This is a genomic window from Rhodococcus sp. YL-1, from assembly GCF_001942025.1.
In the GTDB taxonomy this organism is placed as follows: Bacteria; Actinomycetota; Actinomycetes; order Mycobacteriales; family Mycobacteriaceae; genus Rhodococcus_F; species Rhodococcus_F qingshengii.
On the sequence record NZ_CP017299.1, the window covers coordinates 6,301,495 to 6,325,397 of the forward strand.

Sequence of the window (23,903 nt, forward strand, 5' to 3'; positions counted from 1 at the left end):
CGATCAGGTCCTGTCCATCACGTCGAGACCGAAAGCCAGGGCGAGGTTTTCCGGTTGCAGCACGGTGTCCGGGTCGGAATGCACCAGGACCTTGCGCATGAGCAGTACCGCCTCGTCGCAGAGTTTCGGCACAGCGTGGAGATCGTGGGTCGAGACCAAGATCGACCGGCCGTCGGAAGCCAACTCTCGTAGCAGCGTAGAAATCGTTGCCTCGGAACGCTTGTCGACGCCCGCAAACGGCTCGTCCAGCAACAGTATCGACGCGTCCTGCGCGATGCCGCGTGCGACGAACGCGCGCTTCTTCTGACCACCCGAGAGCTGACCGATCTGACGATCCGCAAATTCGGTGAGTTCCACCCGCTCGAGGGCCTCTGCCACCGCCTCGCGATCTGCACGCCGCGGACGTCGCAAGAATCCGAGGTGACCGTACCTGCCCATCATCACGACGTCACGGACGCTGATCGGGAAGGTCCAGTCGACGTCTTCACTCTGCGGCACGTATCCGACGCGGCCGCTCTTGCGCGCTGTGGCTGCGTCGAGACCGGCGATTCTGACAGAACCGTTGTCCGGCTTGATCATCCCCATGATCACTTTGAACAGAGTCGACTTTCCTGAACCGTTCATGCCGATCAGTCCGCAGACGCTACCCGAGTTCAACGTCAGATCGACGTGGTCCAGTGCGTGGACCTCGCCGTAGTGAACGCTGACGTTTTCGACGCGAATGGCTTCGTTCATGATTTACCGCCGGTCAGACCGCCGAGGATGACGTCGGTGTCGTGGCGAATCATGTCCAGATAGGTGGGCACGGGACCGTCGGCTTCGGACAGCGAATCGACGTACAGCGTTCCGCCGAACTTCGCGCCGGTCGCCCCGACAACCTGCTGCATGGGGGCATCCGAGACCGTCGACTCGCAGAAGACGGCGGGAACGGAATTGGCTCGGACGAAGTCGATCGCGGCGATGATCTGCTGCGGCGTCGCCTGCTGCTCGGCATTGACCGGCCAGATGTACGCCTCGCTGAGTCCCGCGTCCCTGGCCAGATAGGAGAACGCACCCTCGCAACTGACGAGTGCACGCTGACCTGCGGGCAATGCCGCCAGCCCACTGACCAGGCCGTCCTGAACTGCTTGCAGTTCCGCCTTGTACTTCGCGCCGTTCTCCGCAAATGCCGAGGCGTTGTCCGGGTCGAGGTCGCTGAAAGCAGTCACCATGTTGTCGACGTAGATCTGCGTATTCAACGGAGACATCCATGCATGCGGATTGGGCTTGCCCGCATACGCGTCGCCGGCGATCGGAATGCCTTCGACGCCGTCGCTGACCACGACGTGTGGCACGTCCAGTCCGTTGACGAATTTCGCGAACCACGCCTCGAGGTTCATGCCGTTATCGAGGATCAGATCGGCTTCGCTCGCCCGCCGAATGTCTCCGGGCGTCGGCTCGTAGCCGTGAATTTCGGCCCCCGCCTTGGTGATCGACTCGACGCGAAGATGATCGCCGGCAACGTTCTGGGCGATGTCCGACAGCACGGTGAACGTGGTGAGCACCACCGGGCGGTCGTCGTCGGAGCCAGAACTCACCGCAGAACAGCTGGACAGAAGCAGGGCGGCGAGGGCGGCAATTCCCAGGCGGCGGAAGTTCTTCGCGTCGCGTGTCGTCATGGTCGAACTCTAATATGTGGGTAAACAAATACACAAGTTCGTCTAGCCGAACAATCCTCACTCGATAGGCTCGCACCATGCGTCCTACTGCCTTGATCACCGGTTCCAGTCGCGGCCTCGGAGCTGCCATCGCACGCGAACTGGCGCCGACACACGACCTGCTGCTCGGTGCACGATCCGCGCAGGCCCTCGAGCCGATCTGCGCCGAACTGCCCGGATCGACGCCTCTACCCCTCGACCTCACGGACTACGACGCCGCCGCCGCCGCCGCCTCGTCCATCACGACGCTCGACGTGCTGGTACACAACGCCGGCGTGGCCGACATCGGAACCATCGAGGAATCCTCGGTCGATCAGTGGCGACGCACCCTAGAGGCAAACGTCATCGCCGTCGCCGAACTCACGCGGGTTCTCCTGCCCGCGCTTCGTGCGGCCGGAGGTCACGTCGTGCTGATCAATTCGGGTGCCGGACTGCGCGCCAACGCCGGTTGGGGCTCGTATGCGGCCAGCAAGTTCGCCCTGCGCGCTTTCGGAGATGCGTTGCGCCTGGAAGAGCCGGCACTTCGGGTCACCTCCATTCACCCCGGACGGATCGACACCGACATGCAGCGCGACATCGTCGCGGGTGAGGGCGACGAGTACGACCCTGAGCGCTTCCTGAAAGCCTCCACTGTGGCGCGTGCCGTACTCACTGCCGTCGAAACACCGTCCGACGCACACCCCACGGAGATCGTGCTTCGACCTACCGGCCGGTAAATCCCCAGTTCGGCGGTAACGGAATGGTGACGATGGCCATCCGGATATCGCTTTTCCGGGCACTGGCCCGATACTGACATCAGTTGTCGGACAAAGAGACTGGACTTGTCTCAGGAGTTCATCGAGAGGTGGTGTGCGATGCATGATCATACGGATACATGGGGGATCCCCAGCCAGACTTTCCTTCAGTGGTACCTGGTGGCGGCTGCCGTCGCGATCGGACTCTCGCTGTACAGCCGAATGACTGCGCGCCGGTCACCGGTGGTCGTCGACGCTGTCCGTCGGCCGCTCACTCCTCCCGAGATCGGTGCCTTGACCAGTGACTACCAAGCGGTGCTGGCGTCGATGGCTATTCTGCGCAGCGCCGAGCTGATCAGCACCGAAGGCAAGACCAAGCTGGCACTCACTGCGGAGGACAAGAATCGTCTCGACTGGTTCACCCGTACGGTGCACAAGCGGCTCGGCAACGGAAAGGTCCCGCTGCGGCAGGTGCGTCTGATGGGACGGCTGAACGTCGCACTCGCACAACTACGTACGACGTTGATCGACGAGGGATATTTGCAACGCCAGCAGGACGGTCTGACCGCTGCCCTTCGGACCGTTCCGATCGTGGCGGTCATTGCTCTCGGCGCAGTCCGTCTCGTCGCCGGAATCGCCGGCGGTAAGCCGGTCGGGTTCCTGCTCCTCACCATCATCGTTCTCGCTCTGATGATTCCACTTCTTCGCATCAAGCGTCGTCGGACAGCTTTGGGAGACAGCGAGCTTCGACGCCTCAAGCACGAAAACTCGTACCTCTCACCGAAACTGCGGCCCGCGTACACGAGCTACGGTCCCTCGCTCGCCGGGCTGTCGGCGGCGCTCTTCGGTGCGGGCGCTCTGGTTCTGATCGATCCGGCGCTGGCGGGAGCGGTAGCTGCGGGCGCCGCGTACAGCCCGGGTGGCGGAAGTTCGAGCTACTACAGTTGTGGCTCCTCATCCGGATCATCCGGCTCGGACGGCGGTGGCGGCAGTGGGAGCAGTTGCGGCGGCGGGGGGTGTGGGGGATGAGCACGCATGCAGCCGACACGTGGGGGATCCCCAGCGAGGATTTCCTCTACGGCTACATAGCCGTTGCGGCCACGCTCATGGTTCTCACTCTGGGGTGGCGTCTGATGATCCGGGCACGCCGGCACGGGTACTCAACCGAGCACGGGTATTCCGCCGAGCAACTGACGCCTCCGGAAGTCGGAATGCTCACCGGCGAGTCACGCGCCATCGCAGCATCATTGGCAATCCTGCGTAGCGCTGACCTGATCACCACCGACGGCGCTGTCCTGCGCCCGTTGGGCCCTGGCGACGAGACCCTGGACTGGTACACCCTCACCGTGTACCAGCGCCTGGCCCAGCAGGCTCTACCCCATCGTCGGCGCCAACTCGCCGAGCGTATGACGGTGGAAACAGCTCGCCTACGAAACTCTTTGGCGGACCGGGGATACCTGACCTCCGACAGCACCAGGCGTTCAATCTTTCTCTCCACAGTTCCGCTGAAGATCCTGGTGGCCGTGGGTATCGTCCGCATTGCTTTCGGACTGCACAACGACAAGCCCGTCGAGTTTCTGATTCTCGCCGTACTCGTCACCGGGTTCAGCATCCCGCTGCTCGGGCTCAACTTCGATCGAACCACCTCTGGCAAGGCGGCACGTTCGGAACTGACCACGGCACACGCCTACCTGTCCCCGCGCAACAAGCCTGCCTTCTCCGCCTACGGACCGCGTTTGGCGGGAATGTCCGCTGCTCTCTTCGCCGGTTCGGCGATGCTGATGATCAATCCCGCCTTGGCCTCCGCCGCCGGAATCGGTGCCGACGGCAGCGGAAGTAGCGGGGGTTCGGACGGTGGCGGTTCAGACGGGGGAGGCGGCAGCTGCAGCGGGGGTGGCGGATGTGGCGGCGGCGGTGGATGCGGGGGATAGCCGCGCCCGGGCGAGCATAAGCGCTGCGGCCTCGGTAGTGATGCCACGTTCCTCGCTCAACGAGTACACCTCGTCCAAGGTTCGACCGATCCCGCGGGTTCGTTCGACGACGTCGTCTTCGTTCCACCCCAAGACTTCTCGCCCCACGAGGTGAAAGGCTCCGCCTGCGTTCGCGACGAAATCAGGGGCACAGAGAACCCCGCGGTCTCGCAGAACCTCACCGGCAGCGGCATCGGTCAAGATGTTGTTTGCTGCGCCCGCCACGGCCATAGTCGGAATCGACGCAGCCGCAGCGAAATCGATGATGCCTCCCATCGCGCAGGGGGCAAAGAGGTCACACGGTGTTCGGAGGACCTCGCCGGCAGGAACGACCGTGTGCCCCGCGAGAGAAGCCGCCTCGAGGCGCTGCGGGTCCGTATCGGCAACCAGCAGACGTGCGCCAGCCTGCGCTGCGAGACGGACGACGTCGCCGCCGACGGCGCCGAGCCCCTGTACCAGTACCGTTCGGCCGTCGAGTGTTCCGAGTCCTCGGCGACGCGCCGTGGCCTTCATCGCTTCGAACACACCCAGAGCGGTGGCGTGCGCGCTGGAACCGGCGCCACCGTTGCCGACCGAACGCCCGAAGACGTATTTGGTGGTGCGGCTGAGCTGATCCATGTCGGAAGAGTTGGTGTTGACGTCAGGACCAGTCCAGTAGTTTCCTTCGAGCTTGTCGATGTTCTCGGCGTGGATGCCGAGGATACGCGTCCAGGTTGCGGCGTCGATCTGATTGCGCGGTGCAGGTAGCGCTATTACCGACTTCCCGCCACCCATCGGCAGGTCGGAGACCGCCATCTTCAAAGTCATCGCACCCGCGAGCTTCCCGGCGTCCGCCAGAGCGTGGCCGATCGAGGGATAGTAAGCGGCCCGCGTGCCACCCGACGCCGGTCCCAGACGGGTGGAGTCGATTCGAATCACGAAAGTCGTGTCGGTCTCCCGATCATGGCGAGTGACGGTCAGTTCACCGTCCCAGCGCAGTTCGTCGTCGATACTCATTGAATCTCCTTTTCTGTCTCCGGGTCAGTTGTGGGCGTGCAGTGGTGTTCCCGCGAGTGCGAGCATGGCCTCGCCCAACGCCTCGTTCTGACTGGGATGCGCGTGGATGAAACGCCCCACTTCATCGGGAACTGCTTCCCAGGCAACGGCCAACTGCGCCTCACCGATCAGTTCGCCGACGCGGTCTCCCACCAGGTGAACTCCGACAACAGGGCCTTTCGTTCCGCTTCGAATCACTTTGATTCCGCCGGTAGTTCGCAGGATCTGACTCTTGCCGTTACCTGCCAGGTCGTAGATGACGGTGGAGACGTCGGCGTACTGCGTGCGCGCCGCCTCTTCGTCGAGCCCGACCGATGCAACTTCGGGATGTGAGTACGTCACGCGAGGAATCAGGTGTTCGGCGACCGGAATCGGATCCTTGCCGGCAATCTGTTCAGCCACAAAGATTCCTTGTTGGAAACCTCGGTGCGCCAACGCAAGACCGGGCACGATGTCGCCGACCGCGTACACACCGTCCACGGACGTACGGAGGCGTTCGTCGGTGACGACAAATCCCTTGTCGAGGTTGATTCCGCGTTCTTCGAAACCGCTACCGTCCGTGCGGGGTCCGCGGCCGACGGCGACCAACAGTAGGTCGGTGTCGAGTATCGTTCCGTCGCTTAGTTCGATGCGGACGGAACCGGCTGCTTCTTTCGCGGAATCGACCTTTGTGTCTGTCTTACAGACGATTCCACGTTTCCGATATGCCCGCTCCAGCTGCTTCGACGACCACGGATCCTCGGCGGCGATCAGTCGGGGGAGTGCCTCGACGATCGTTACTTCGGCGCCGAACGAGCGCCAGAGGCTTGCGAACTCGACGCCGATGACACCGCCACCGAGTACCGTTGCGCTGGTGGGCACCCGGTCGAGTTCGAGTGCCTGGTCGCTGGTGACGATCCGTCGGCCGAGTTCGATGCCGGGGAGTTCCCGCGGATACGAGCCGGTGGCCAGAACGAGTGATGTTCCGGTGTAGCGGGTTCCGTCGACGTCGATGCTTCGCCCACCGACATACGTCCCGTATCCGTTGACGATGGTGATCTTGTGTTGCGCCAACAAGCCTTGCAGACCGCTGTACAGCCGCTCGACTGTCCCGTTCTTGTAGTCGTGCACCTGCGCGACGTCGATGCCGGCAAAAGATGCCCGGACACCGAATTGCTCACTGGTGCGTGCCGAATCGGCCACCTCGGCGGAATGCAGCAGTGCCTTGGTCGGGATGCATCCGCGGTGCAGGCACGTTCCGCCGACCTTGTCCGCTTCGATCAGCGTGACCGACAATCCGAGTTGGGCGGCGCGGATGGCGCAGGCATAGCCGCCCGATCCTCCACCGAGGATCACGACGTCGCTGTGGGGTTCTGCAGTTGTCATCGGAGCCTTGGTCATCAGAGCCTTCCCAGGACGCGGATCGGGTTCTCGATGTAGTCACCGAACAGCCTGAGGAATCCGCCGGCTTCGCCTCCGTCACAGACGCGGTGGTCGAAGCTCAACGAGATCTGAGTGACCTTACGAACGGTCAACTCGCCGTTCACGACCCACGGCTTGTCGATGATGCGTCCGATCCCCAGAATTGCCGCCTCGGGGTGATTGATGATCGGAGTCGATCCGTCGACCCCGAATACCCCGTAGTTGTTGAGCGTGAACGTGCCGCCGGTCAGGCGGGTGGGTTCGAGCTTGCCGTCGCGGGCAAGGCCGGTGGTCACCCGAAGTGCCTGTGCGAGTTCGACTGTGCTCAGTGAATCGGTATTACGAATGACCGGCACCATCAATCCTTTCGGTGTCTGCGCGGCGATCCCCAGGTGGGTGCGGGCGTGTCGGACGATCTCACCTCGAGCCGTGTCGACCGACGAGTTCAGTTCGGGGTACTGCGCCAACGCCGCGATGGTCAGCCGAGCCAGGAGCGCCATCAGGCTGATCTTGTCGGAATCGGGCAGTGACTTGTTGATCTCGGCTCGCGCCGCCAACAGTTCGGTGGCGTCGACGTCGACCCAGGTTGTCGCGTCAGGGATCTCGCGGCGGCTGGTGGACAGCTTGTCGGCCACCACCTTGCGTAGTCCCTTGATCGGGATGCGTTGGTCGCTCACGTGCGACGTTTCCGTCTCCGGGCCGGTGTTCGACCCGGCCTCGACGTCAGCACGCGTGATCACCCCGCCGGCACCCGACCCGGAGAGCAAGGACAGGTCGATATCGTTGTCAGAGGCCAGTTTACGAACGATCGGCGAGATCACGCGTACCGACGGAGCCGCTCTGCGACGGCGTCTCGGTGCATCCTCGCTGGTGCCGTAGCCGATCAGGACGTTGCCCGAACCGGCGCGTTCCTCTTCGCGGTAGCGCTCGTGGTTGGCCGAAACGACCGCGTCGACACTGTCGCCACCACTCACGGTGATCAGCGGTGTGCCCACCTTCAGGGTGTCTCCGTCTTTGCCGTGTAGTTCGATCACGGTCCCGGCGAACGGGATGGGCACATCCACAGCAGCTTTCGCAGTTTCCACCTCGACGACGATCTGATCGATGGTGACCACGTCGCCGACCTTGACGTGCCACTCCGCGATGTCGGCCTCCGCCAGTCCTTCGCCGAGGTCGGGGAGCATGAATACCTGATTGGTCATGCCGTCACCGCCCAACGGGTGTCGGGAGTGTCGTTCCACTGCAGACGGTCGAGGGCGTCCAGGACACGGTCGACGCTGGGCAAGTGGTGACGCTCGAGCTTGGGAGCGGGGTAGGGGATGTCGAAGCCGCTGACCCGGAGCACCGGGGCATGGAGATGGTGGAAACACCGTTCCTGCACGCGGGCAGCAATTTCTGCACCCACACCGGCAAAACCCTGCGCTTCCTGGATAACGATGCAGCGTCCGGTCTTTCGCACCGATGCGGTGACCGTCTCGTCGTCGAACGGCACTATCGAGCGGATGTCGATCACCTCGATGTCCCGGCCCTCGGCTGCAGCGGCCTCGGCGGACCTCAGTGCAACATCCACGGACGGACCGTAGGCGATGAGCGTCGCGTCACGACCGGGGCGACGGACGCCGGCGCGACCGATCGGCTCGCGTGCGGTCAGTTCGACATCTGCTCGCGCGAAGTACAGCTTCTTGGGCTCGAGGAAGATCACGGGGTCGGGGTCCTCGATTGCCGAACGTAGCAGCGAGTACGCATCTTCCACCGTGGACGGCGCCACAACCTTCAGTCCGGGTGTGTGCGCGTAGTAGCCCTCACTGGAATCACAATGATGCTCCACCCCGCCGATACCGCCGGCAAAAGGAACACGAATGACTATCGGAATCGACAGCGCGCCCTTGGTGCGGTTGCGGATCTTCGCCACATGGGAGGCGATCTGCTCGAACGCCGGATAGGCAAACGCGTCGAACTGCATTTCCACGACCGGACGAAAACCGGCCATGGCCATGCCGATTGCGAATCCGATGATGCCGGACTCGGCGAGGGGAGTGTCGAAGCATCGGTCGTCGCCGAAGTCGCGGGTGAGGCCGTCGGTGACGCGGAAAACGCCGCCCAGGGTGCCGACGTCCTCACCGAAGACGACAACGTTGTCGTCCGCAGCCAGAGAGTCGCGTAGCGCGGTGTTGAGGGCCTGAGCCATCGTGAGCATGGGCATGGTCAGTGTCCCCCTGTGTCAGCGGCTTCGGCGGCAAGTTCGGTTTCGAGTTGGGCTTGTTGCTCACGCAATTGCGGTGTCTGCTCGGCGAAGACGTACCGGAACAGATCGAGCGGATCGTGCGGGCGGTCGACGTTCATGCCGGCGCGTAGTGTGGCGGCCTCTGCTTCTGCCTCTGCGGTCAGTGATTCCACGAACGCGTCGTCGATCAGATCGTGTGCGCGCAGATACTTTTCGAGACGCGGCAACGGATCTCGCCCGAGCCAGGCTTCCACCTCGGCGCTGTCGCGGTAGCGGGTGGCGTCGTCTGCATTGGTATGTGCGTCGATGCGATAAGTGTGTGCCTCGACGATCACCGGTCCGTTTCCGCTGCGAACGAAGCGCGCTGCCTCGTCCATGACGGCCATCATCGCGACGGGATCGTTGCCGTCTACCTGCTCGCTGCCGATCCCGTAGCCGACGCCCTTGTGCGCCAACGTCGGTGCTGCGCTTTGGCGCGACAGTGGCACGCTGATCGCAAATCCGTTGTTCTGCACCAGAAAGATCACCGGCGCCTTGAAGACGGCGGCGAAGTTCAGCGCCTCGTGGAAATCGCCCTCACTGGTGGCGCCGTCACCACAGAGCGCCAAGGCGACGGTGTTCAAGCCCCGTCGAGACTCCCCGTAGGCCACCCCCGCTGCATGCAGCAATTGCGTTGCCAGCGGGGTGCACTGCGGCGCACTGCGCAGTGCGACCGGGTCGTATCCGCAGTGCCAGTCGCCGGCGAGCATGCTCAGAATCTGCACCGGATCGACACCCCTGGCGGCCAACGCCATCGAATCCCGGTAGGTGGGGAAGAGCCAGTCACTCGGCTCCAGACTCATCGCTGCCGCGATCTGACATGCCTCCTGCCCTCGCGAGGACGGATACACGGCCAGGCGCCCCTGTTTGGTCAGCGCCGTAGCCTGCTGGTCGAAGCGTCTGCCCAGGAACATCTTTCGATACATCGCGATCAGGCGATCGTCGCTCGGTTTTGCGTAGCGGGCCTCGCTGCGCGTCAGTTCTCCGGCAGGGTCGAGGTACTGCACCGCAGAATCGGCCGGCAGGAACTTCTGATACCGCAGTTCCCCCAAGGGCTCGACAAGTGTCACTTCTACCTCCAGAAGACGTTGTGTCCATCAGTATTCGCACTTCGGCGACGTAATGGCAGCAAGCGTCGAGGATTCAAGACAAACGGCCTATCATGAGGATTCGGGCAGCAATATGTCCATCAACCGACTCGACTACCGAACCAGGAATGGACAGATGGCCACCGAACCGCACGCTCTCGATGCGATCGACCGCCGCATCATCGCCGAACTGACCGCAGACAGTCGCATCTCCATGCGTGCACTGGCTGAAAAGGCGCACATATCCCGCGCTCACGCCTACGTCCGCATCGAAAGGCTCGAGGACTCCGGAATCATCACCGGATTCACGACGCGGATCGCCCATGAGAAGGCCGGACTCGGCTCCTCGGCGTACGTGGCACTCTCGATCCGGCAGCACTCGTGGCGAGGTCTGGCGGCGTCCTTGAAGGCCCTGCCGTTTGTCGAGCACTTCTCCCTCCTCGGCGGCGACTTCGACGTTCTGGTGCTGGTCCGTGCCCCGGACAACCAGGAACTACGCCACACCGTTCTCGAAGAACTCCAGGGACTCGACGGGGTTCTCTCGACCAAAACGTGGCTGATCTTCGAAGAAGGCAACGGTCCGGGACCCAACTGGCTGCCCGGCTGATCCGTCTATAGTCGCCGTTAGCAGTTGCACACGGGAGGTGACTCGAATGACCCTGCACGGCCTGGGAATCGGTTGGCGCCCCGAGGTCTCCGGAATCATCGCGCAACTCGACGGCCTGGCATTCTGCGAAGTCATTGCCGAATCCGTCGGAAACGAGATACCGCCGCACCTCGGCTCGCTCGGAGTTCCGGTGATCCCGCACGGAATCTCGCTCTCACTTGGCGGGGCCGAGGCGGTAGATCAGGCACGGATCGATCACCTTGCGCGTGCATCCCAGCTACTGGGCGCTCCCTTGGCGAGCGAGCACATCGCATTCGTGCGTGCAGGCGGCATCGAGGCCGGCCACCTGCTCCCACTTCCGCGCACCTACGAAGCCGTCGACGCCCTGGTACGCAACATCACCCGGACTCAGGACGGTCTACCGGTGCCGTTCGCCGTCGAAAACGTTGCCGCCCTGTTCGACTGGCCGGACGACGAGTTGACCGAAGGTGAGTTTCTCGCGGAGATCGTCGAGCGCACCGGAGCCCTGCTGGTTCTCGACATCGCGAACGTCTATGCCAATGCCCTCAACCGAGGGCGTGATCCCTGGGCCGAGCTGAGCCGGCTACCACTCGAGCGAATCGCATACTGCCACATCGCCGGTGGCAGCATCAGCGACGGCAGATACCACGACACGCACACCGATCCGGTACCCGAAGCCGTGCTGGAACTCCTTGCGCAGTTCACCGCCGCCGGTCACCATCCTGCCATCATGCTCGAGCGCGACGGAAACTATCCGCCGGCACTGGAATTGCTCGACGAGCTCGATGCCATCGCCGACGCAGCTGGTCTGGATCGCATCACCGCGGGCACCGATTGGTCACGCACATGAGCACGCTCGGTGAGCGTCAAGAGGCGCTGATTCGCGCACTGGTGGCGGGTGGCGAACTGCCCGAAGGCTTCGACAAAGACGAAGCCGCCGTTGTCTCGGCGGCGCTGCTCCGAAAGCGCGCAGGAGAAGTGGCGCACCACCTTCCGGTCGTGCGCCACACTCTCGGCGATCGTTATCTTCAGTTGTTCACAGCGTGGGCGGACGGGCGACCGAAGTCGTCTTCGCATGCGGATGCCCAGGCCTTTGTCGCCCATCTCCAGGACATCGGCGAACTGCCTCGCCCACCCTGGTATCAGAGGTTTCGAAAGGTCTCACGCAAGTGAGACAACAGCTTCGCTGGTGTACATGAGGAACGTCATCGATTCCTGGAAGTACAGCTCGACGGAGTTCGCATCGTGCGAGAGATAGCCGATGGACAGGTCCTGGCCGAGGTGCAATTCGTAGTCACCGCCACGCGTCGACAGCAGGAAAGCGCCGTCGATGGCCGGGGCCCAGATGATCTCGCCGTCGAGGACGCGTCGCAGGTGCTCGCGGATGGGGTAGCCGTGATCGGAGGTCTCGTTGATCGCGGTGAACGCATCTGCATTCAAGAGCAGTGAGTACGGTCCGTTGACACCGGCCAAGCGCAGCGACGTGATCGCCTGGCTGATGGCTTCCGGGTAGTCCTTGGCGTCGATGGGTAGCTTCAGTTCCGGGTTGGAACCGCTGGCCCGCACGCCGGTGATGCTGGCTGCGGGGTATCCCTCGAAGATGGCGCGGTCCTCGGCGAACGCGATCTGCTTGGCCGCGTCCTTGACGGGCTGCCAGTCGGAGTCCTTGGCGCCGCGTTCGACGTCGTCGATGGCCTGACGGCTGACGGTGAACGGGACCCGCAGTTCGATGATCGGCTGGGACTGACGAGCATGTGCGATGACGCCGTCGGCCAAGGGATTGATCGGCACCTGATGCCCGAGTGGGATGGCCGCGAGATCGTCACCCGACGGTCCCTCCACATCCACGACACGACGACCGGCGACGTGACGCTTGAATGTACGGCTCGCCTCTTCTTCGATCTCGGCCCAGGCTGCTGCCGAAATGGGTGCTAGGTCGCGGTGCAGGTTTGTCATTGCTGGGCACTCCTTTTGAGGCTGCCGATTCCGAGAGAACCGTCAGAGATGGGCGCTGTGAACGTCGCTTCGGGAACGAGCCTGGTCGGTAAGTCCGGGGGATCGTCGAGAAAGTCCGCCGTCGGAACGAAGAAATTGATTCCGGTGACGGCGGTGGAGAAATCGAGAATGCGGTCGTAATTGCCGACGGGATTCCCGATGAACATGTTGGTGAGCATCTGCTCGGTGACCGTCGGCGACGCCGAGTAACCGATGAAATAGGTACCCATCTCAGCGGAGCCGACGTGGCCGAACGGCATGTTGTCGCGCAGAATCTGGATCTGCTCACCGGATTCGTCCTCGATGACGGTGAGTGCGGTGTGGGAGTTGGCCGGCTTGGTGTCGTCGTCCATCTCGAGATCTTCGAGCTTGGAGCGTCCGATGACGTTCTCCTGCTCCTCGACGGGCAGGGAGTTCCACTCCGACATGTCGTGGAGGTACTTCTGGACGATGACGTAACTGCTGCCTGCGAAATCCGGATCCTCGTCACCGACGGTGACCGCGACGTAAGCGGCCTGCCCGGACGGGTTCTCGGTACCGTCGACAAAACCCATGAGGTCGCGTTGCTCGAAATACTTGAACCCGTGGACCTCGTCGATCACCGACGCGGCCCCGGCCAACCTGTTGGTCACGACCGTGGCGAACTCGAAGCACAGGTCCATCTGACGGGCCCGGATGTGAAACAACAGATCGCCCGGCGTGCGCGGGGCGTGGTGTTTGTCACCGGTCAACTCGACGAACGGATGCAATTCCGCCGGCCGTGGACCGTCGAAAAGTCGGTCCCACGCATCCGAACCGATGCCGACGACGGCAGCCAAGCCACCGGCGGGAACCCGGAATCCGATCGAGCGTTGCAGCCCGGAAATATCCGCCAGAACATCGTGAACTGCCTGCTCACCACCCTCGTCGATGGTGAAAACCAGGAAGATCGCAGCTTCCGTGAGCGGGGTCAGCAACGGCTGCGGTATCGCGGGAAGGGCCACTTCGGCCTCGTCGATCTCACTCGTTTCCGCCATGCAGACCAGTATGGACGATTCCGGCAGTCCCGGCATCAGTAGTGGGTAAGTCGCGTCAGGGTGTCGCGTCAGGGGGTTGCGGCCTGGGCGCCCGCGTCGAAGCCGGCCGGAATCTCGAAGATCTTTCCGTCGAACCCGGCGCGGTAGAGATGCCCGGCCGCGAAACCGGAATTGCCACGCCCGTAGGTCAACACACTCGACGCTTGCAGTCCGCTGGTGAGCGAGCAGTACTGGCCGGGTCCGTCGATCCGCCACACCTCACCACTGATGTCCGTGGGAACAATTGCGCGATCTCGCGAGTCCAAGGTCAAACCATCTGGGGCAGAAAAGGTTTCGAAACCACCGAGATCGACCAACGACTCCGAATATCCCGGATTGTCCACGGAGATGCGGCTGACACCCGGGTTTGCGAACGTGCGCGAAACGTAGAGCCAGCGATTATCGGCGCTCAGGGCAGCGCCGTTTGCACTCGGGAAGGTTGCCCACGCCGGGTCGACGGAACCATTCGGGCTGACCTTTCCGATCAGCGAACCGAAATCGTTGGTGGCGTAGATTGTCCCGTCGTGCGCGACGGCAAGGCCGTTTGCAGCGCTCAGACCACCGGCTATCGGCGTCACGGCGCCCGAGTTCACGTCCACCCGCGCGACCGACGCAGCACGCGTCAGATCGCCGATCAGCACGCCGGCGTTTGCTCCGGTACCCACCAGCAGTGAACCGTCCGTGCTCCACGCGAGTGCGCCCGCACCGCCGGGAACCGTCGCGATCGGAACTGCGGCCTGACCAGGCCCGTCGACGCGGAAGATCCGCCCACTCACCAGGTCGGTCGTATACAGGCGCCCTTGCCCGTCCACCGTGACACCCTCGAGCGCCGCACCCGGAATCTGGGCGCTGAGTATGGCGGGTGACGATCCAGGGCAAGGCGGAGCGGCGGCGGCACCGGACACGCCCAGAGCCAGAAGCGAACCGGCAACAAGAGCACCGGTGATACCTACCCGAATACCGCGATCGAAGATCCTGGTGCGCATCTGCGCAACGCTAGACCTTCGGCCCGATTTCGCCTAGAGCGACCGAAGGAAAGAGATCAAAAGTTCATTGACCTCGGCAGCGTGTTCTTGTTGTACGAAGTGCCCCGCACCGCCGAGGAGATGTACACCCCGCAGGTCGGGGACGGTGTCCTTCATTCGGTCCAATGCCTTGGGACCGCTCATCGCGATGACCGGGTCTTCCGCGCCCGCAACGAAGAGCGTCGGGACCTCGACGTGCGCGCCGTCCAGATCCGCGCTGCGTTCCCAATTGGCGTCATACGCTCGGTACCAGTTCAAGCCACCGGTGAAACCTGTTGCAGTAAAGGCCTTTACATAGACATCCAAATCATCCTCGGTGAGCCACGACCACGGCAACGCCGGCGCCTCGGGAAGTACGTCGAGATAGCCGTTTCCTTCGGAGGGGTTCTTCCACACATCGAGGTACCGGTAAGCCCCGGACAAGGCGTGGAAGAGCCGCTGAAGGAATTCACGTGGACGGGCGTCGAGTTCGCGCTCCGCGACACCCGGTTCCTGAAAATAGTGAATGTGCAGAAAGTGCTTGCGCGCCAGAGCGGCGTAGATGGCCGAGGGCTTGGCCGGGAATCTGTCCGGCGCATAGGGAACCGCCAAGGAGACCAGTCCCGCAACGCGATCGGGGTGACGAAGCGCTGTCGTCCACGCGGCCGGAGCGCCGAAATCGTGTCCGACGAACACCGCTTTGTCGATTCCGAGAGCGTCGAGTAGGTCGATCAGCCGGTTCGCGACGGCGTCGTTGGTGTAGTCCTCGATCGCGTCGGGGCGGGTAGTGCCGCCGTAACCGGGCATGTCGAGTGCAATCGACCGAAAACCCGCTTCCGCCAACGCTGCCGACTGATGGCGATAGCTGTATCCGAGGCCGGGAAAGCCGTGGCACATGACCACAGCTGTCCCGGAACCGGAATCGTCGATCTGCCAACAGAATCCGTCGACGTCGATCGTCTTGACCGTCATGTCAGGCGGTGATCATGTCTTCCTGGTTCCAGAATGCACGCATCGACAGGATCTTTCCGTCGTCGTCGAAGGTCATGACGTCGATGGGTGCGATGGTCAGAGTCTGCTCGCCGAGCTTGGTGATCAGCGAGAAGTGGAATGCCGCTTCGTTTCCGGCGATGCGGAGGGTCTGAAGGTGAGCTTCCTGGTCGAAATTCTCGATCACGGAGTAGAACTCGAGAATGGACTCGCGGGTGGTGCGCACGTCGGTACCAACCGGGTCTTCGACCGTTGCACCCTCTGCGTACAGGGCCACAACCTGGGCAGCAGTGCCCGTCGCAACGGTCTCGATGTAGGCGTCGACGGTCTTGCGGATTACCTCTGCGGACGGTGCCATGGTCTACCCCTCGTAGTTAGAACAGGTTCTAATTCTGAGGATAACCTACGACTCTGTTCCACGGGTCAGCTTTCGAGCACCTTGCGCAGGCGAGCCTTCTTCCGGTTCTCCCGCACGATCCAGACGACATCGGTGTCGTCCGACGCCCCCAGGGAGACGAATGCCGGCAGGGCATTCTCCGGATCCGCCGCAACCGCGACACTCCAGCAGTATCCAAGCGCCTGCCGGAGAGTCCGTGTGTCGGCGTCACGACGGGAATCAGCCGGTTGCGAGACGATCCACTCGGTAGCGTCTCGGCACACCTGAACGGCCAGCGCAGCGTTGGTCTTGTCCTTCAGCAACCGTGGCTCGCAGATCCCCGCAGCCGCTGCGCGCAGCGTCAATGGATGGGCGGAGCGTGACCACTGCTCGATGATCGCCCGCAATAATTGCGGATCCGTGTCGCCTATCGCCTGAACGGCCATCGCGGCAGCTTCACGTGCACGCCACGACGCACTGGTGGTTGCCTCCGTGAGACTGTTCAGAACAGCCTTGTCGCGTGAACGAACAAGGATGAATCCGAGCCCGACGATCCCACAGCAGCGGATGTATTCGTCCTCGGACTCCGCCGCCAGCAGGATGTCGTCGTCATCGGCGCCGCGCGCGAACTCGAGCATGAGCCCAAGGTTCGCGCGCGGGCCGGGCAATCCTGAACGCTCCGTCAGGTAACTCCACAGTTCGTCACCGTCCAGATCCGCGAACGTCATGGGAGTCCTGCTTTCTCGAGTGCGGGTGCACCCATCATTTCACCGAAAGCCCTCTCACGACGGAAGTTCGAAGCTCACTTGCTTCCGTCGTCGCGCATAGAGGAATCCACCGACAAACGCGAGCACCAGCACCCCGGTCATCACCACGGCCAGAATGTTGCCGCCCAGTAGGAGCGGAAGGTTTCCGGCAATGGCGATCGCGAATCCGATCAGCCCGACAAGGCCCAAGCTCGGGGCAAGTTTGGTGTGCCAGAATCGCTGATCGACCTTCGTACGATGAAAGAAGACGAGCACCGCAAGGCACGTGAGCAACATGAGAGCCACGATCCCCACCGTTGCAACGCCGGCGAACCACGCGAAGATCTGTGTCACCGGATCCAGACCGATGACGATGCAAGCTCCGAGAAGTACCAGAGCACAGCAGGATTGCACCACTGACGCGATGTGCGGCGAACCATGCACGCGGTGCGTCCGCCCACCTGCGCCCGGCAGAACGCCGGTGTTCGACAGAACGAAGATGTATCTGGCCAAGACATTGTGGAGAGACAGAACTGCGGCAAAGAGACTGGACACCAACAGAATTTGAATCAGGTGGGCTGTCACCGTTCCGGCAAAGTCGGTGGCAGTGGTGATCAGCATGCCGTCGGGGTCAGTACCCGCAATGTCCACTGCACCCTTGTCGCCCCAGGCTGTCACAACCGCCCAACTGGAGAGAGCGTAGAAGCCGCCGATGAGGATCAAGGCGGCGTATGTCGCTCGCGGGATAGTCCGCGCGGGATCCTTCGCTTCGTCACGGAAGATCGCCGTCGACTCGAAACCGATGTAACCGGCAAGCGCGAATACCAATGCGACGCCGGGGGATCCGGAGAATATTTCCGACGGAGAGAACATTGCTGTCGACGGGCCTTCCGGACCACCGTCGGCGATGATGAAAGCGTCGAGTACGACTACGATCCCGACCTCTGCGATCAACAGGATGCCGAGCACCTTGCCCGACAATTCGATATGACGAAATCCGAGGACGGCTACCAGAGCCAACGAGGCGAGCGAGAAGATCCACCACGGCACCTCCGGACCACCGTAGGAGGTGATCAACGAACTCATTGCCGGGCCGAGGTAGCCGTATACGGCCAATTGCACTGTGCTGTAACTGACGAGGGCCAACATCGCACTGCCGACGCCGGCACCACGGCCGAGACCATGTCCGATGTAGAGATAGAACGCTCCGGTTCCCGGGATGTAACGCGACATCGCGGTGAACCCGACGGCGAAGAGCAGAAGTACACCGGTTGTCACGGCGAAGGTCATGGGGAAGCCCGCACCGTTGCCACCGGAAATACCCAGCGGCACAAGACCACTGATCACAGTCAGGGGAGCAGCTGCGGCAACGACCATGAGGACTATCGAGCCGGTACCCAGCGAGCCTCGAAGAGTTCGGTCATCGCCGGATGCATCACGTGAAGCATTGACGGAAGTATGGGTCATACGGGCGATGTTAGAACCATTGAAGTCGATTCGGGACCCAATTCACAAAACTTTTACTTGCGAAAAACGGGACGAACCGTCCGTTCGTCGCGCTCCCGTCAGCCTTCTTCCTGCAGCGCCAAGCGTTTGAGCTCGTCTTTTGCGTGCAGAATGTGACGTTCCATTGCCTCCGCCGCGCGAGCGCTGTCGCCCCGCTTGATCGCCTCGAAGATTTCCTTGTGCTCCACCCTCGAAGCCTCGACCTGGTCTTCGAACACGAGATGATCGACGGGGACGAACATTTCGCCGCGAGCCTCGACCACAGCGGCCTCCAACCTGCTGTTTCCCGCCGCTCTGGCGATACCGCCGTGGAACCTGGCGTCACAAGCCCGGAACGATCCCCGACTTCCGGAAACCCCCAATTGCTCAATGGATTCGAGCAACTCGAGAAGATGACGATCGGTTCGCCGGACCGCCGCGAGGCTTGCCGTGCGCATTTCCAACCCGATACGGAGGTCGACGATCTCGTCGATGTCTGCTTCTCGCGCTTTCAACTGGCCAACCCAGTCTTCATAAGGCCTGGTCAACTCCGAAACGAACGATCCGCCCGTGGCTCCTCGCCGCACCTCGATGTATCCCATCGCCTGAAGGATTCGGACCGCTTCTCGCACACTGACTCGACCGACTTCGAGTTGCTGAGACAGTTCACGCTCGGACGGCAGGCGATCACCGGGGCTGAGCGCGCCGCTGTGAATGAGCAGTCGCAAGCGTCGAGCGATATCCTCCCCCAACGTCGGTGCACTGACCATGAATTCGATGGCCGGCAGCTTGTCGATCTGCACGTCTCGTACCCCCTACTCGGTGCCTGGACCGACTCTTCAGCTTCGTCTTGACCTACGAAATCGAACGCTCCCATTCGCAACTGTCCTTGAATAGATACAGCAGCGCGCGGCACTTCGAACCCGTTACCCCAACTTTACAAGCCAAACCCTAGCGAAAAGCCATTCAATGGTTCTATGCTCGCCCCTATGACCCAATTCACGATGACGGCGGAGGCACTCCCCGCCATGCCCCTGATCGGAGTCACCGGCCGCGTCGACCGAGGCGGGCCGTCACTACCGAACGTCGTCGGCGACGCATTGATGGAAATGTTCTTCACCGATTTTCCGTCGAAGATCCGCGCCGCCGGTGGTCAACCGATCCTGCTGAGCATCCACAGTGATCCGCGCCGAATCGTCGAGCATCTCGACGCCCTCGTCCTCAGCGGTGGTTCCGACGTGGACCCCAGGCGATACGGCCGCACCCCCGGACCAAACTCCTCGATGATCGACCCCGCTCGGGACGAATTCGAGTTCGCCCTGGTCGATGCAGCCTGGGAAATCGGACTGCCGATCCTGGGTGTATGTCGAGGACACCAGGTCGTCAACGTCGCCCGCGGGGGCACTCTGATTGCCGACCTTCCGACCGACGCCGGTGAGGCGCACAGCTTCTTCGGCTATCCGCGTTCCTACCGACCACAACAGGTCGCCCTTGAATCCGGCTCCATCCCATACAGTCTGTACGGCAACAGCATTCACGTGAACAGCCTTCACCACCAAGCAGTGGATGCCCCGGGGAACGGACTCCGGATCGTCGGACGCGCGCTCGACGGCGTCGCCGAAGCCATCCAGGCCGACGATCGCCCCGTGGTGGGCGTGCAGTGGCACCCCGAATTCTTCGTCGAAATCGACCCGCTCTTCTCGTGGCTCGTCGACGCTGCAACCTCCCGTCGGACCAATTCTTCTCACCAGATCGATCATCACAGAATGGAAGACAACAATGTCACGTACGCATGAGAACAAGGTTGCCCTGATCACCGGTGCAGGCTCCGGAATCGGCCGCGGCATCGCGCTGCGCCTCGCCTCCGACGGTGCCCGCGTCGCGGTCGTGGACCTTCACATCGAAAGTGCAAAGGAGACCGTCGCACTTATCGAATCGCATTACGGCACACCCGCGCTCGCCCTTGAGGCCGATGTGCGCGACCGCGCCGCCGTGAGCGCCGCTTTCGAAGCCACCGTCGCCGAATGGGGACGCTTCGACTACCTCGTCAACAACGCCGGCCTGATCACGATGAGTTCTCTCGAGAACCTCACCGACGAAGAGTGGGACCTCGTCCTCGACGTCAATCTCAAGGGCATGTTCATCGTCACGCAGATCGCCACCCCGTACTTCCGCGACGGCAACAGCGGCGCTGTGGTGAACTTGTCGACGGTGGAAGCGGACGTGGTCGTGTCCTCCCAGGGCTTCGCACAGGTCCACTACAACGCGTCGAAGGGTGGAGTGAAGATGCTGACGAAGGCTCTGGCCGTCGAACTCTCGCGGTACAACGTACGAGTCAACGCGATCGCCCCCGGGCCGGTCCCCACCGCCTTCCTGCCTGGCATCGACGTCTCCTCCGGCGAAGTTCTCGACTTCATGAAGTCCAGGCTCCTGGTGCCGCGCGTCGGCCGCCCCGAGGACATGGGTGCTGCAGTCTCCTTCCTGCTCTCCGACGACGCCTCCTACATCAGTGGAGTCCAGCTGCCCGTCGACGGCGGATGGCTTGCCCGATGAAAGGCCGGCTCACCACGGCCGAGCTCGCCGAGTCCGACATCGACACCGTCCTCATCGCCGGTATCGACCTCTACGGACGGTTGATCGGCAAACGAGTCCCGACGCGAATTTTCCTCGCGAACATCGACGAGGGTCTGCATGTGTGCACCTGTGTGTATGCCTGGGATGCCAGCCAACGCATGGACAAACTCGTTGTCGACTACGCCGGCGGACACACCGGCTGGCATGACTTCCGCCTGCAACCTGACCTGGGAACACTGCGACGCGCGTCGTGGCTCGAGTCCACTGCCATCGTCATCGCTGACTCGGTCGACGAACATACCGGCGAGATGGTCCCGATCGCACCGCGCACGATCCTGCGCAAACAGATCGACAAGCTCGAAGCTGACGGCCACACCGTCTACGCGGCAACGGAACTCGAGTTCCACCTCTACCGAGGTACCCCCGACTCATTGCGGCGCAGCGGCTATCGGGATCTCGAACCCACCACCCTGGTGCCCTCGGATTACACCATCACCGCCGGCAACGCGATGGAACCTTTCTTCCGCAAGGTACGAACCGCGTTGGAGGAGAGCGCGATTCCCGTGGAGGTCTCTCAGGTCGAATACGGCCTGGGCCAGTGGGAGATCAACCTCGAATACGGAACCGCCCTCGAGATGGCCGACCGCCATGTGCTATTCAAGCAGGTCGTCCACGACGTTGCTGCGGCCGAAGGGCTCACTGCGACCTTCATGGCACGCCCGAGCACCGACGGCATGGGCTCGTCGTGTCATATTCACGCGTCCATGCGGAGCGACGACACCTTCCCGTTCCACGACGAAAGCGCAGAAAACACCGCGAGCGCCGAACTGCTGCACGCCGTCGGCGGAGTTCTCGAGCACTGCCCGGAACTCATGCTGTTCTACACGCCGACCATCAACTCGATGCGCCGGACCAGAGCCAGCCACGATTTCTCGGGGAACGGCTTGACCTGGGGTTTCGACAACAGGACCACCACCTGCCGACTCATCACCGGGGCACCGTCCGCCAACCGTCTCGAAATGAGACTGCCAGGGGCGGACGCAAATCCGTATCTCGCACTCGCCGCCGTTCTGGCGTCGATGAACGACGGTCTGACACGAAAGCTCGATCCCGGCGCACCGGTACGACGCGACGGATACAGCGACACAGACACACTCGAGAAGGTGAAGCAACAACCGCTGCCCGGCACACTCGACGAGGCGGCGCGTGCGCTCGAGGCCAGTGAGTTCGCACTCGCGGCGTTCGGCGCCGAGGTCGTATCGCACTATGCGGCGGTCGCCAAGGACGAATGGGATTCCTTCATGTCCGCGGTCACCGACTGGGAACGCGAACGCTACCTCGACAACATCTGACCTACAAACGATTTCGCCACGAAGGACAGTCATGACCACTTCATGCTCACTCGTGCCCCAGAACAACACGATCGACGGAAACGTCGAAACACCGGCTATCGAACTCGGCGAATTTCTCACCGATCCCGACACCGGAGAGAAACTGCAAGCCCAACTCTCGTCCTCCACCGAACAGGTGGAGAGGGCGATCACCGCCGCGACAGAACTTCACCGATCGGGTGTCTGGACCCGTCGATCGGTCGCCGACCGGGTGCGCCTACTCGAGAGAACTGCTGAACTTGTCGAAGAACGGACTGCGGCGATCGCTCGTGAGGACTCCAAGAACAACGGCCTTCCGCTTTCGATCAGCACACTTTTCGCCGGCGGGCTTCCTGATCTATTCCGCAGTGCTGCAAAGCATCTGAAGAACTCCTCCGGGTTCGAGCAGTTGCCGTCAGGTGCACATTTACATCGGCTGGCGTGGGGCCCGACCGCTGTGATCGCACCGTGGAACGCACCGAGCTTCATCACCGCCAAAAAGACCGCATTCGCATTGGCCGCAGGCGCTCCTGTCATCGCCAAGCCCTCCAACTGGGCTCCGTCAGGACCCAATGTGCTTGCAGAGGCGATCTCGCGTGCCATCGCCGAACTCGACGCACCGAAAGCTCTGTTTCAACTCGTTCACGGAGGCGGGGACGTCGGGCATCTACTGGCCTCCGATCGACGAATCCGAGCACTGGCGTTCACCGGCGGCCGAGCAGCCGGTAGTTCCATCGCCGCTGCAGCTTCTACCGATTTCAAGGCTCTTCAACTCGAGCTCGGCAGCAACAACCCCGTGATCATCCGCGCCGACGCCGACATCAATCTGACTGCCACCGCACTCGTCGACGGGTTCACCAAACTCAACGGGCAATGGTGTGAGAGTCCGGGAAGCGTCTTCGTGCCGCCGCACCTTCACGACCGGCTTGTCGACGCAATACTCGACCGCACGGCCGAAATCGCACTCGGCCGAACCGATGACGACAACACCACGATGGGTCCGCAGGCGAACGAGCCTCAACTCCAACGGATGCGGGCTACCGTCGAGTTCCTCCGAGGCGTGGGCGGCACGGCCGTCTCGAGCACCCCCGTGCCTGACGATCCCGGATGGTTCTTCCCACCGACAGTGGTGCACGGAATCTCGTCGGAGCACACCAAGACGGAGACCTTCGGGCCGATCCTGACCGTGCACCGAGCATCTACCGAAGAGCAGGCGCTGCTCGAGGCCAACGCTCTCGATACCGGCCTGGCCGGATACGTGTTCGGCGCCGACGTGGACGGCGCTCGTGAACTTGCGACCCGAATCGATTGCGGTGAGAACAAGATCAACAGCACCAGCCTCCTGGACCTCGACGACCACTCGACCCAGAGTTTCTGGGGCGGAAGCGGTATCGGCGCACACGGCGACAACGAGCTTCTCGACTTCTTCCGGGGATCGAGAATCGTCGGGGTCGATGCGCCCGGACTTCCTCTCTAGGCGGAGGAGGTCGAG

The 23,903-nt window shown here is 62.6% G+C and carries 25 protein-coding genes; 10 read left to right on the plus strand and 15 right to left on the minus strand.

From position 1 onward, the window contains the following. Window positions 1-3 precede the first annotated feature (3 nt). Window positions 4-735: a metal ABC transporter ATP-binding protein gene (locus BH682_RS29305; RefSeq protein WP_003942501.1), complete on the minus strand. Its 732-nt coding sequence runs from the start codon at window positions 733-735 to the stop codon at window positions 4-6. Beyond that, a complete protein-coding gene (locus BH682_RS29310) occupies window positions 732-1,658 on the minus strand; it encodes a metal ABC transporter substrate-binding protein (RefSeq protein WP_047272640.1) in 927 nt (308 codons plus the stop codon). Before BH682_RS29310 ends, BH682_RS29305 begins: the two co-directional genes overlap by 4 nt. A 77-nt stretch (window positions 1,659-1,735) precedes the next feature. Between BH682_RS29310 and BH682_RS29315 the strand changes: the two genes are divergently transcribed. The 3 genes from BH682_RS29315 to BH682_RS29325 all read left to right on the plus strand — a co-directional run bounded on the left by BH682_RS29315 (window position 1,736) and on the right by BH682_RS29325 (window position 4,362). Then, on the plus strand, window positions 1,736-2,413 hold the full coding sequence (locus BH682_RS29315; RefSeq protein WP_064442880.1) for an SDR family oxidoreductase: 678 nt from the start codon (window positions 1,736-1,738) through the stop codon (window positions 2,411-2,413). 138 nt (window positions 2,414-2,551) lie between these two features. Next, window positions 2,552-3,460, plus strand: a complete 909-nt coding sequence (locus tag BH682_RS29320) for a TIGR04222 domain-containing membrane protein (protein WP_075835041.1) — start codon at window positions 2,552-2,554, stop codon at window positions 3,458-3,460. After that, a complete protein-coding gene (locus BH682_RS29325) occupies window positions 3,457-4,362 on the plus strand; it encodes a TIGR04222 domain-containing membrane protein (protein ID WP_075835043.1) in 906 nt (301 codons plus the stop codon). The genes BH682_RS29320 and BH682_RS29325 overlap by 4 nt, the downstream gene beginning before the upstream one ends. On the opposite strand, the gene BH682_RS29330 is transcribed toward BH682_RS29325, so the two are convergent. From BH682_RS29330 to pdhA, 5 genes are read right to left on the minus strand one after another with little or no spacing between them, the layout of a single operon-like run. Continuing rightward, window positions 4,294-5,397 carry a Glu/Leu/Phe/Val dehydrogenase family protein gene (locus BH682_RS29330; RefSeq protein WP_075835045.1) on the minus strand — a complete coding sequence of 368 codons (1,104 nt, stop codon included), beginning with the start codon at window positions 5,395-5,397 and terminating at the stop codon, window positions 4,294-4,296. The genes BH682_RS29325 and BH682_RS29330 overlap by 69 nt on opposite strands. Window positions 5,398-5,421: 24 nt before the next feature. Then, window positions 5,422-6,816, minus strand: a complete 1,395-nt coding sequence (lpdA, locus tag BH682_RS29335) for a dihydrolipoyl dehydrogenase (protein ID WP_223304393.1) — start codon at window positions 6,814-6,816, stop codon at window positions 5,422-5,424. Next, entirely contained in the window at window positions 6,816-8,039 is a 1,224-nt protein-coding gene (locus tag BH682_RS29340) for a dihydrolipoamide acetyltransferase family protein (RefSeq protein ID WP_075835047.1), read from the minus strand. Before BH682_RS29340 ends, lpdA begins: the two co-directional genes overlap by 1 nt. Beyond that, window positions 8,036-9,040 carry an alpha-ketoacid dehydrogenase subunit beta gene (locus BH682_RS29345; protein WP_075835049.1) on the minus strand — a complete coding sequence of 335 codons (1,005 nt, stop codon included), beginning with the start codon at window positions 9,038-9,040 and terminating at the stop codon, window positions 8,036-8,038. The genes BH682_RS29340 and BH682_RS29345 overlap by 4 nt, the downstream gene beginning before the upstream one ends. Before the next feature lie 2 nt (window positions 9,041-9,042). Further along, window positions 9,043-10,170: a pyruvate dehydrogenase (acetyl-transferring) E1 component subunit alpha gene (pdhA, locus tag BH682_RS29350; protein ID WP_007729066.1), complete on the minus strand. Its 1,128-nt coding sequence runs from the start codon at window positions 10,168-10,170 to the stop codon at window positions 9,043-9,045. 154 nt (window positions 10,171-10,324) lie between these two features. On the opposite strand from pdhA, the gene BH682_RS29355 reads away from it, so the two are divergent. Genes BH682_RS29355 through BH682_RS29365 form a run of 3 tightly spaced genes read left to right on the plus strand, consistent with a single transcriptional unit; the run spans window position 10,325 to window position 11,989 of the window. Next, window positions 10,325-10,795, plus strand: a complete 471-nt coding sequence (locus tag BH682_RS29355) for an Lrp/AsnC family transcriptional regulator (RefSeq protein WP_075835558.1) — start codon at window positions 10,325-10,327, stop codon at window positions 10,793-10,795. 46 nt (window positions 10,796-10,841) lie between these two features. After that, the gene (locus BH682_RS29360) at window positions 10,842-11,666 is read left to right on the plus strand and encodes a DUF692 domain-containing protein (protein WP_075835051.1); all 825 of its coding nucleotides are present in this window, start codon (window positions 10,842-10,844) and stop codon (window positions 11,664-11,666) included. After that, entirely contained in the window at window positions 11,663-11,989 is a 327-nt protein-coding gene (locus BH682_RS29365) for a hypothetical protein (RefSeq protein WP_007729071.1), read from the plus strand. Before BH682_RS29360 ends, BH682_RS29365 begins: the two co-directional genes overlap by 4 nt. On the opposite strand, the gene BH682_RS29370 is transcribed toward BH682_RS29365, so the two are convergent. The 8 genes from BH682_RS29370 to BH682_RS29405 all read right to left on the minus strand — a co-directional run bounded on the left by BH682_RS29370 (window position 11,978) and on the right by BH682_RS29405 (window position 19,270). Continuing rightward, complete coding sequence (locus tag BH682_RS29370; RefSeq protein ID WP_003942478.1) at window positions 11,978-12,772, minus strand: family 1 encapsulin nanocompartment shell protein; 795 nt, start codon at window positions 12,770-12,772, stop codon at window positions 11,978-11,980. The genes BH682_RS29365 and BH682_RS29370 overlap by 12 nt on opposite strands. Further along, entirely contained in the window at window positions 12,769-13,827 is a 1,059-nt protein-coding gene (locus BH682_RS29375; RefSeq protein ID WP_042447536.1) for a Dyp-type peroxidase, read from the minus strand. The genes BH682_RS29370 and BH682_RS29375 overlap by 4 nt, the downstream gene beginning before the upstream one ends. A gap of 68 nt (window positions 13,828-13,895) precedes the next feature. Further along, a complete protein-coding gene (locus BH682_RS29380; RefSeq protein WP_064688073.1) occupies window positions 13,896-14,852 on the minus strand; it encodes an SMP-30/gluconolactonase/LRE family protein in 957 nt (318 codons plus the stop codon). Window positions 14,853-14,885: 33 nt separating this feature from the next. Beyond that, complete coding sequence (locus BH682_RS29385; protein WP_075835053.1) at window positions 14,886-15,842, minus strand: alpha/beta fold hydrolase; 957 nt, start codon at window positions 15,840-15,842, stop codon at window positions 14,886-14,888. A gap of 1 nt (window position 15,843) precedes the next feature. After that, window positions 15,844-16,218 carry a nuclear transport factor 2 family protein gene (locus BH682_RS29390; RefSeq protein WP_003942502.1) on the minus strand — a complete coding sequence of 125 codons (375 nt, stop codon included), beginning with the start codon at window positions 16,216-16,218 and terminating at the stop codon, window positions 15,844-15,846. A 65-nt stretch (window positions 16,219-16,283) separates the two neighbouring features. Further along, window positions 16,284-16,964 (minus strand): hypothetical protein, encoded by a 681-nt coding sequence (locus BH682_RS29395; RefSeq protein WP_042924305.1) that lies wholly within the window; start codon window positions 16,962-16,964, stop codon window positions 16,284-16,286. A gap of 54 nt (window positions 16,965-17,018) precedes the next feature. Beyond that, complete coding sequence (locus BH682_RS29400; protein WP_050655905.1) at window positions 17,019-18,449, minus strand: APC family permease; 1,431 nt, start codon at window positions 18,447-18,449, stop codon at window positions 17,019-17,021. A gap of 98 nt (window positions 18,450-18,547) precedes the next feature. Then, window positions 18,548-19,270 (minus strand): FadR/GntR family transcriptional regulator, encoded by a 723-nt coding sequence (locus tag BH682_RS29405; RefSeq protein ID WP_021332595.1) that lies wholly within the window; start codon window positions 19,268-19,270, stop codon window positions 18,548-18,550. Window positions 19,271-19,456: 186 nt separating this feature from the next. Between BH682_RS29405 and BH682_RS29410 the strand changes: the two genes are divergently transcribed. The 4 genes from BH682_RS29410 to BH682_RS29425 are packed head-to-tail and all read left to right on the plus strand — an operon-like array spanning window position 19,457 to window position 23,888. Continuing rightward, entirely contained in the window at window positions 19,457-20,263 is an 807-nt protein-coding gene (locus BH682_RS29410) for a gamma-glutamyl-gamma-aminobutyrate hydrolase family protein (RefSeq protein WP_158656627.1), read from the plus strand. Further along, window positions 20,247-21,020, plus strand: a complete 774-nt coding sequence (locus BH682_RS29415; protein ID WP_075835055.1) for an SDR family NAD(P)-dependent oxidoreductase — start codon at window positions 20,247-20,249, stop codon at window positions 21,018-21,020. Before BH682_RS29410 ends, BH682_RS29415 begins: the two co-directional genes overlap by 17 nt. Continuing rightward, on the plus strand, window positions 21,017-22,393 hold the full coding sequence (locus BH682_RS29420; RefSeq protein ID WP_083954742.1) for a glutamine synthetase family protein: 1,377 nt from the start codon (window positions 21,017-21,019) through the stop codon (window positions 22,391-22,393). The genes BH682_RS29415 and BH682_RS29420 overlap by 4 nt, the downstream gene beginning before the upstream one ends. 31 nt (window positions 22,394-22,424) lie before the next feature. Beyond that, the gene (locus BH682_RS29425) at window positions 22,425-23,888 is read left to right on the plus strand and encodes an aldehyde dehydrogenase family protein (RefSeq protein WP_075835059.1); all 1,464 of its coding nucleotides are present in this window, start codon (window positions 22,425-22,427) and stop codon (window positions 23,886-23,888) included. The last annotated feature ends 15 nt before the right edge of the window (window positions 23,889-23,903 follow it).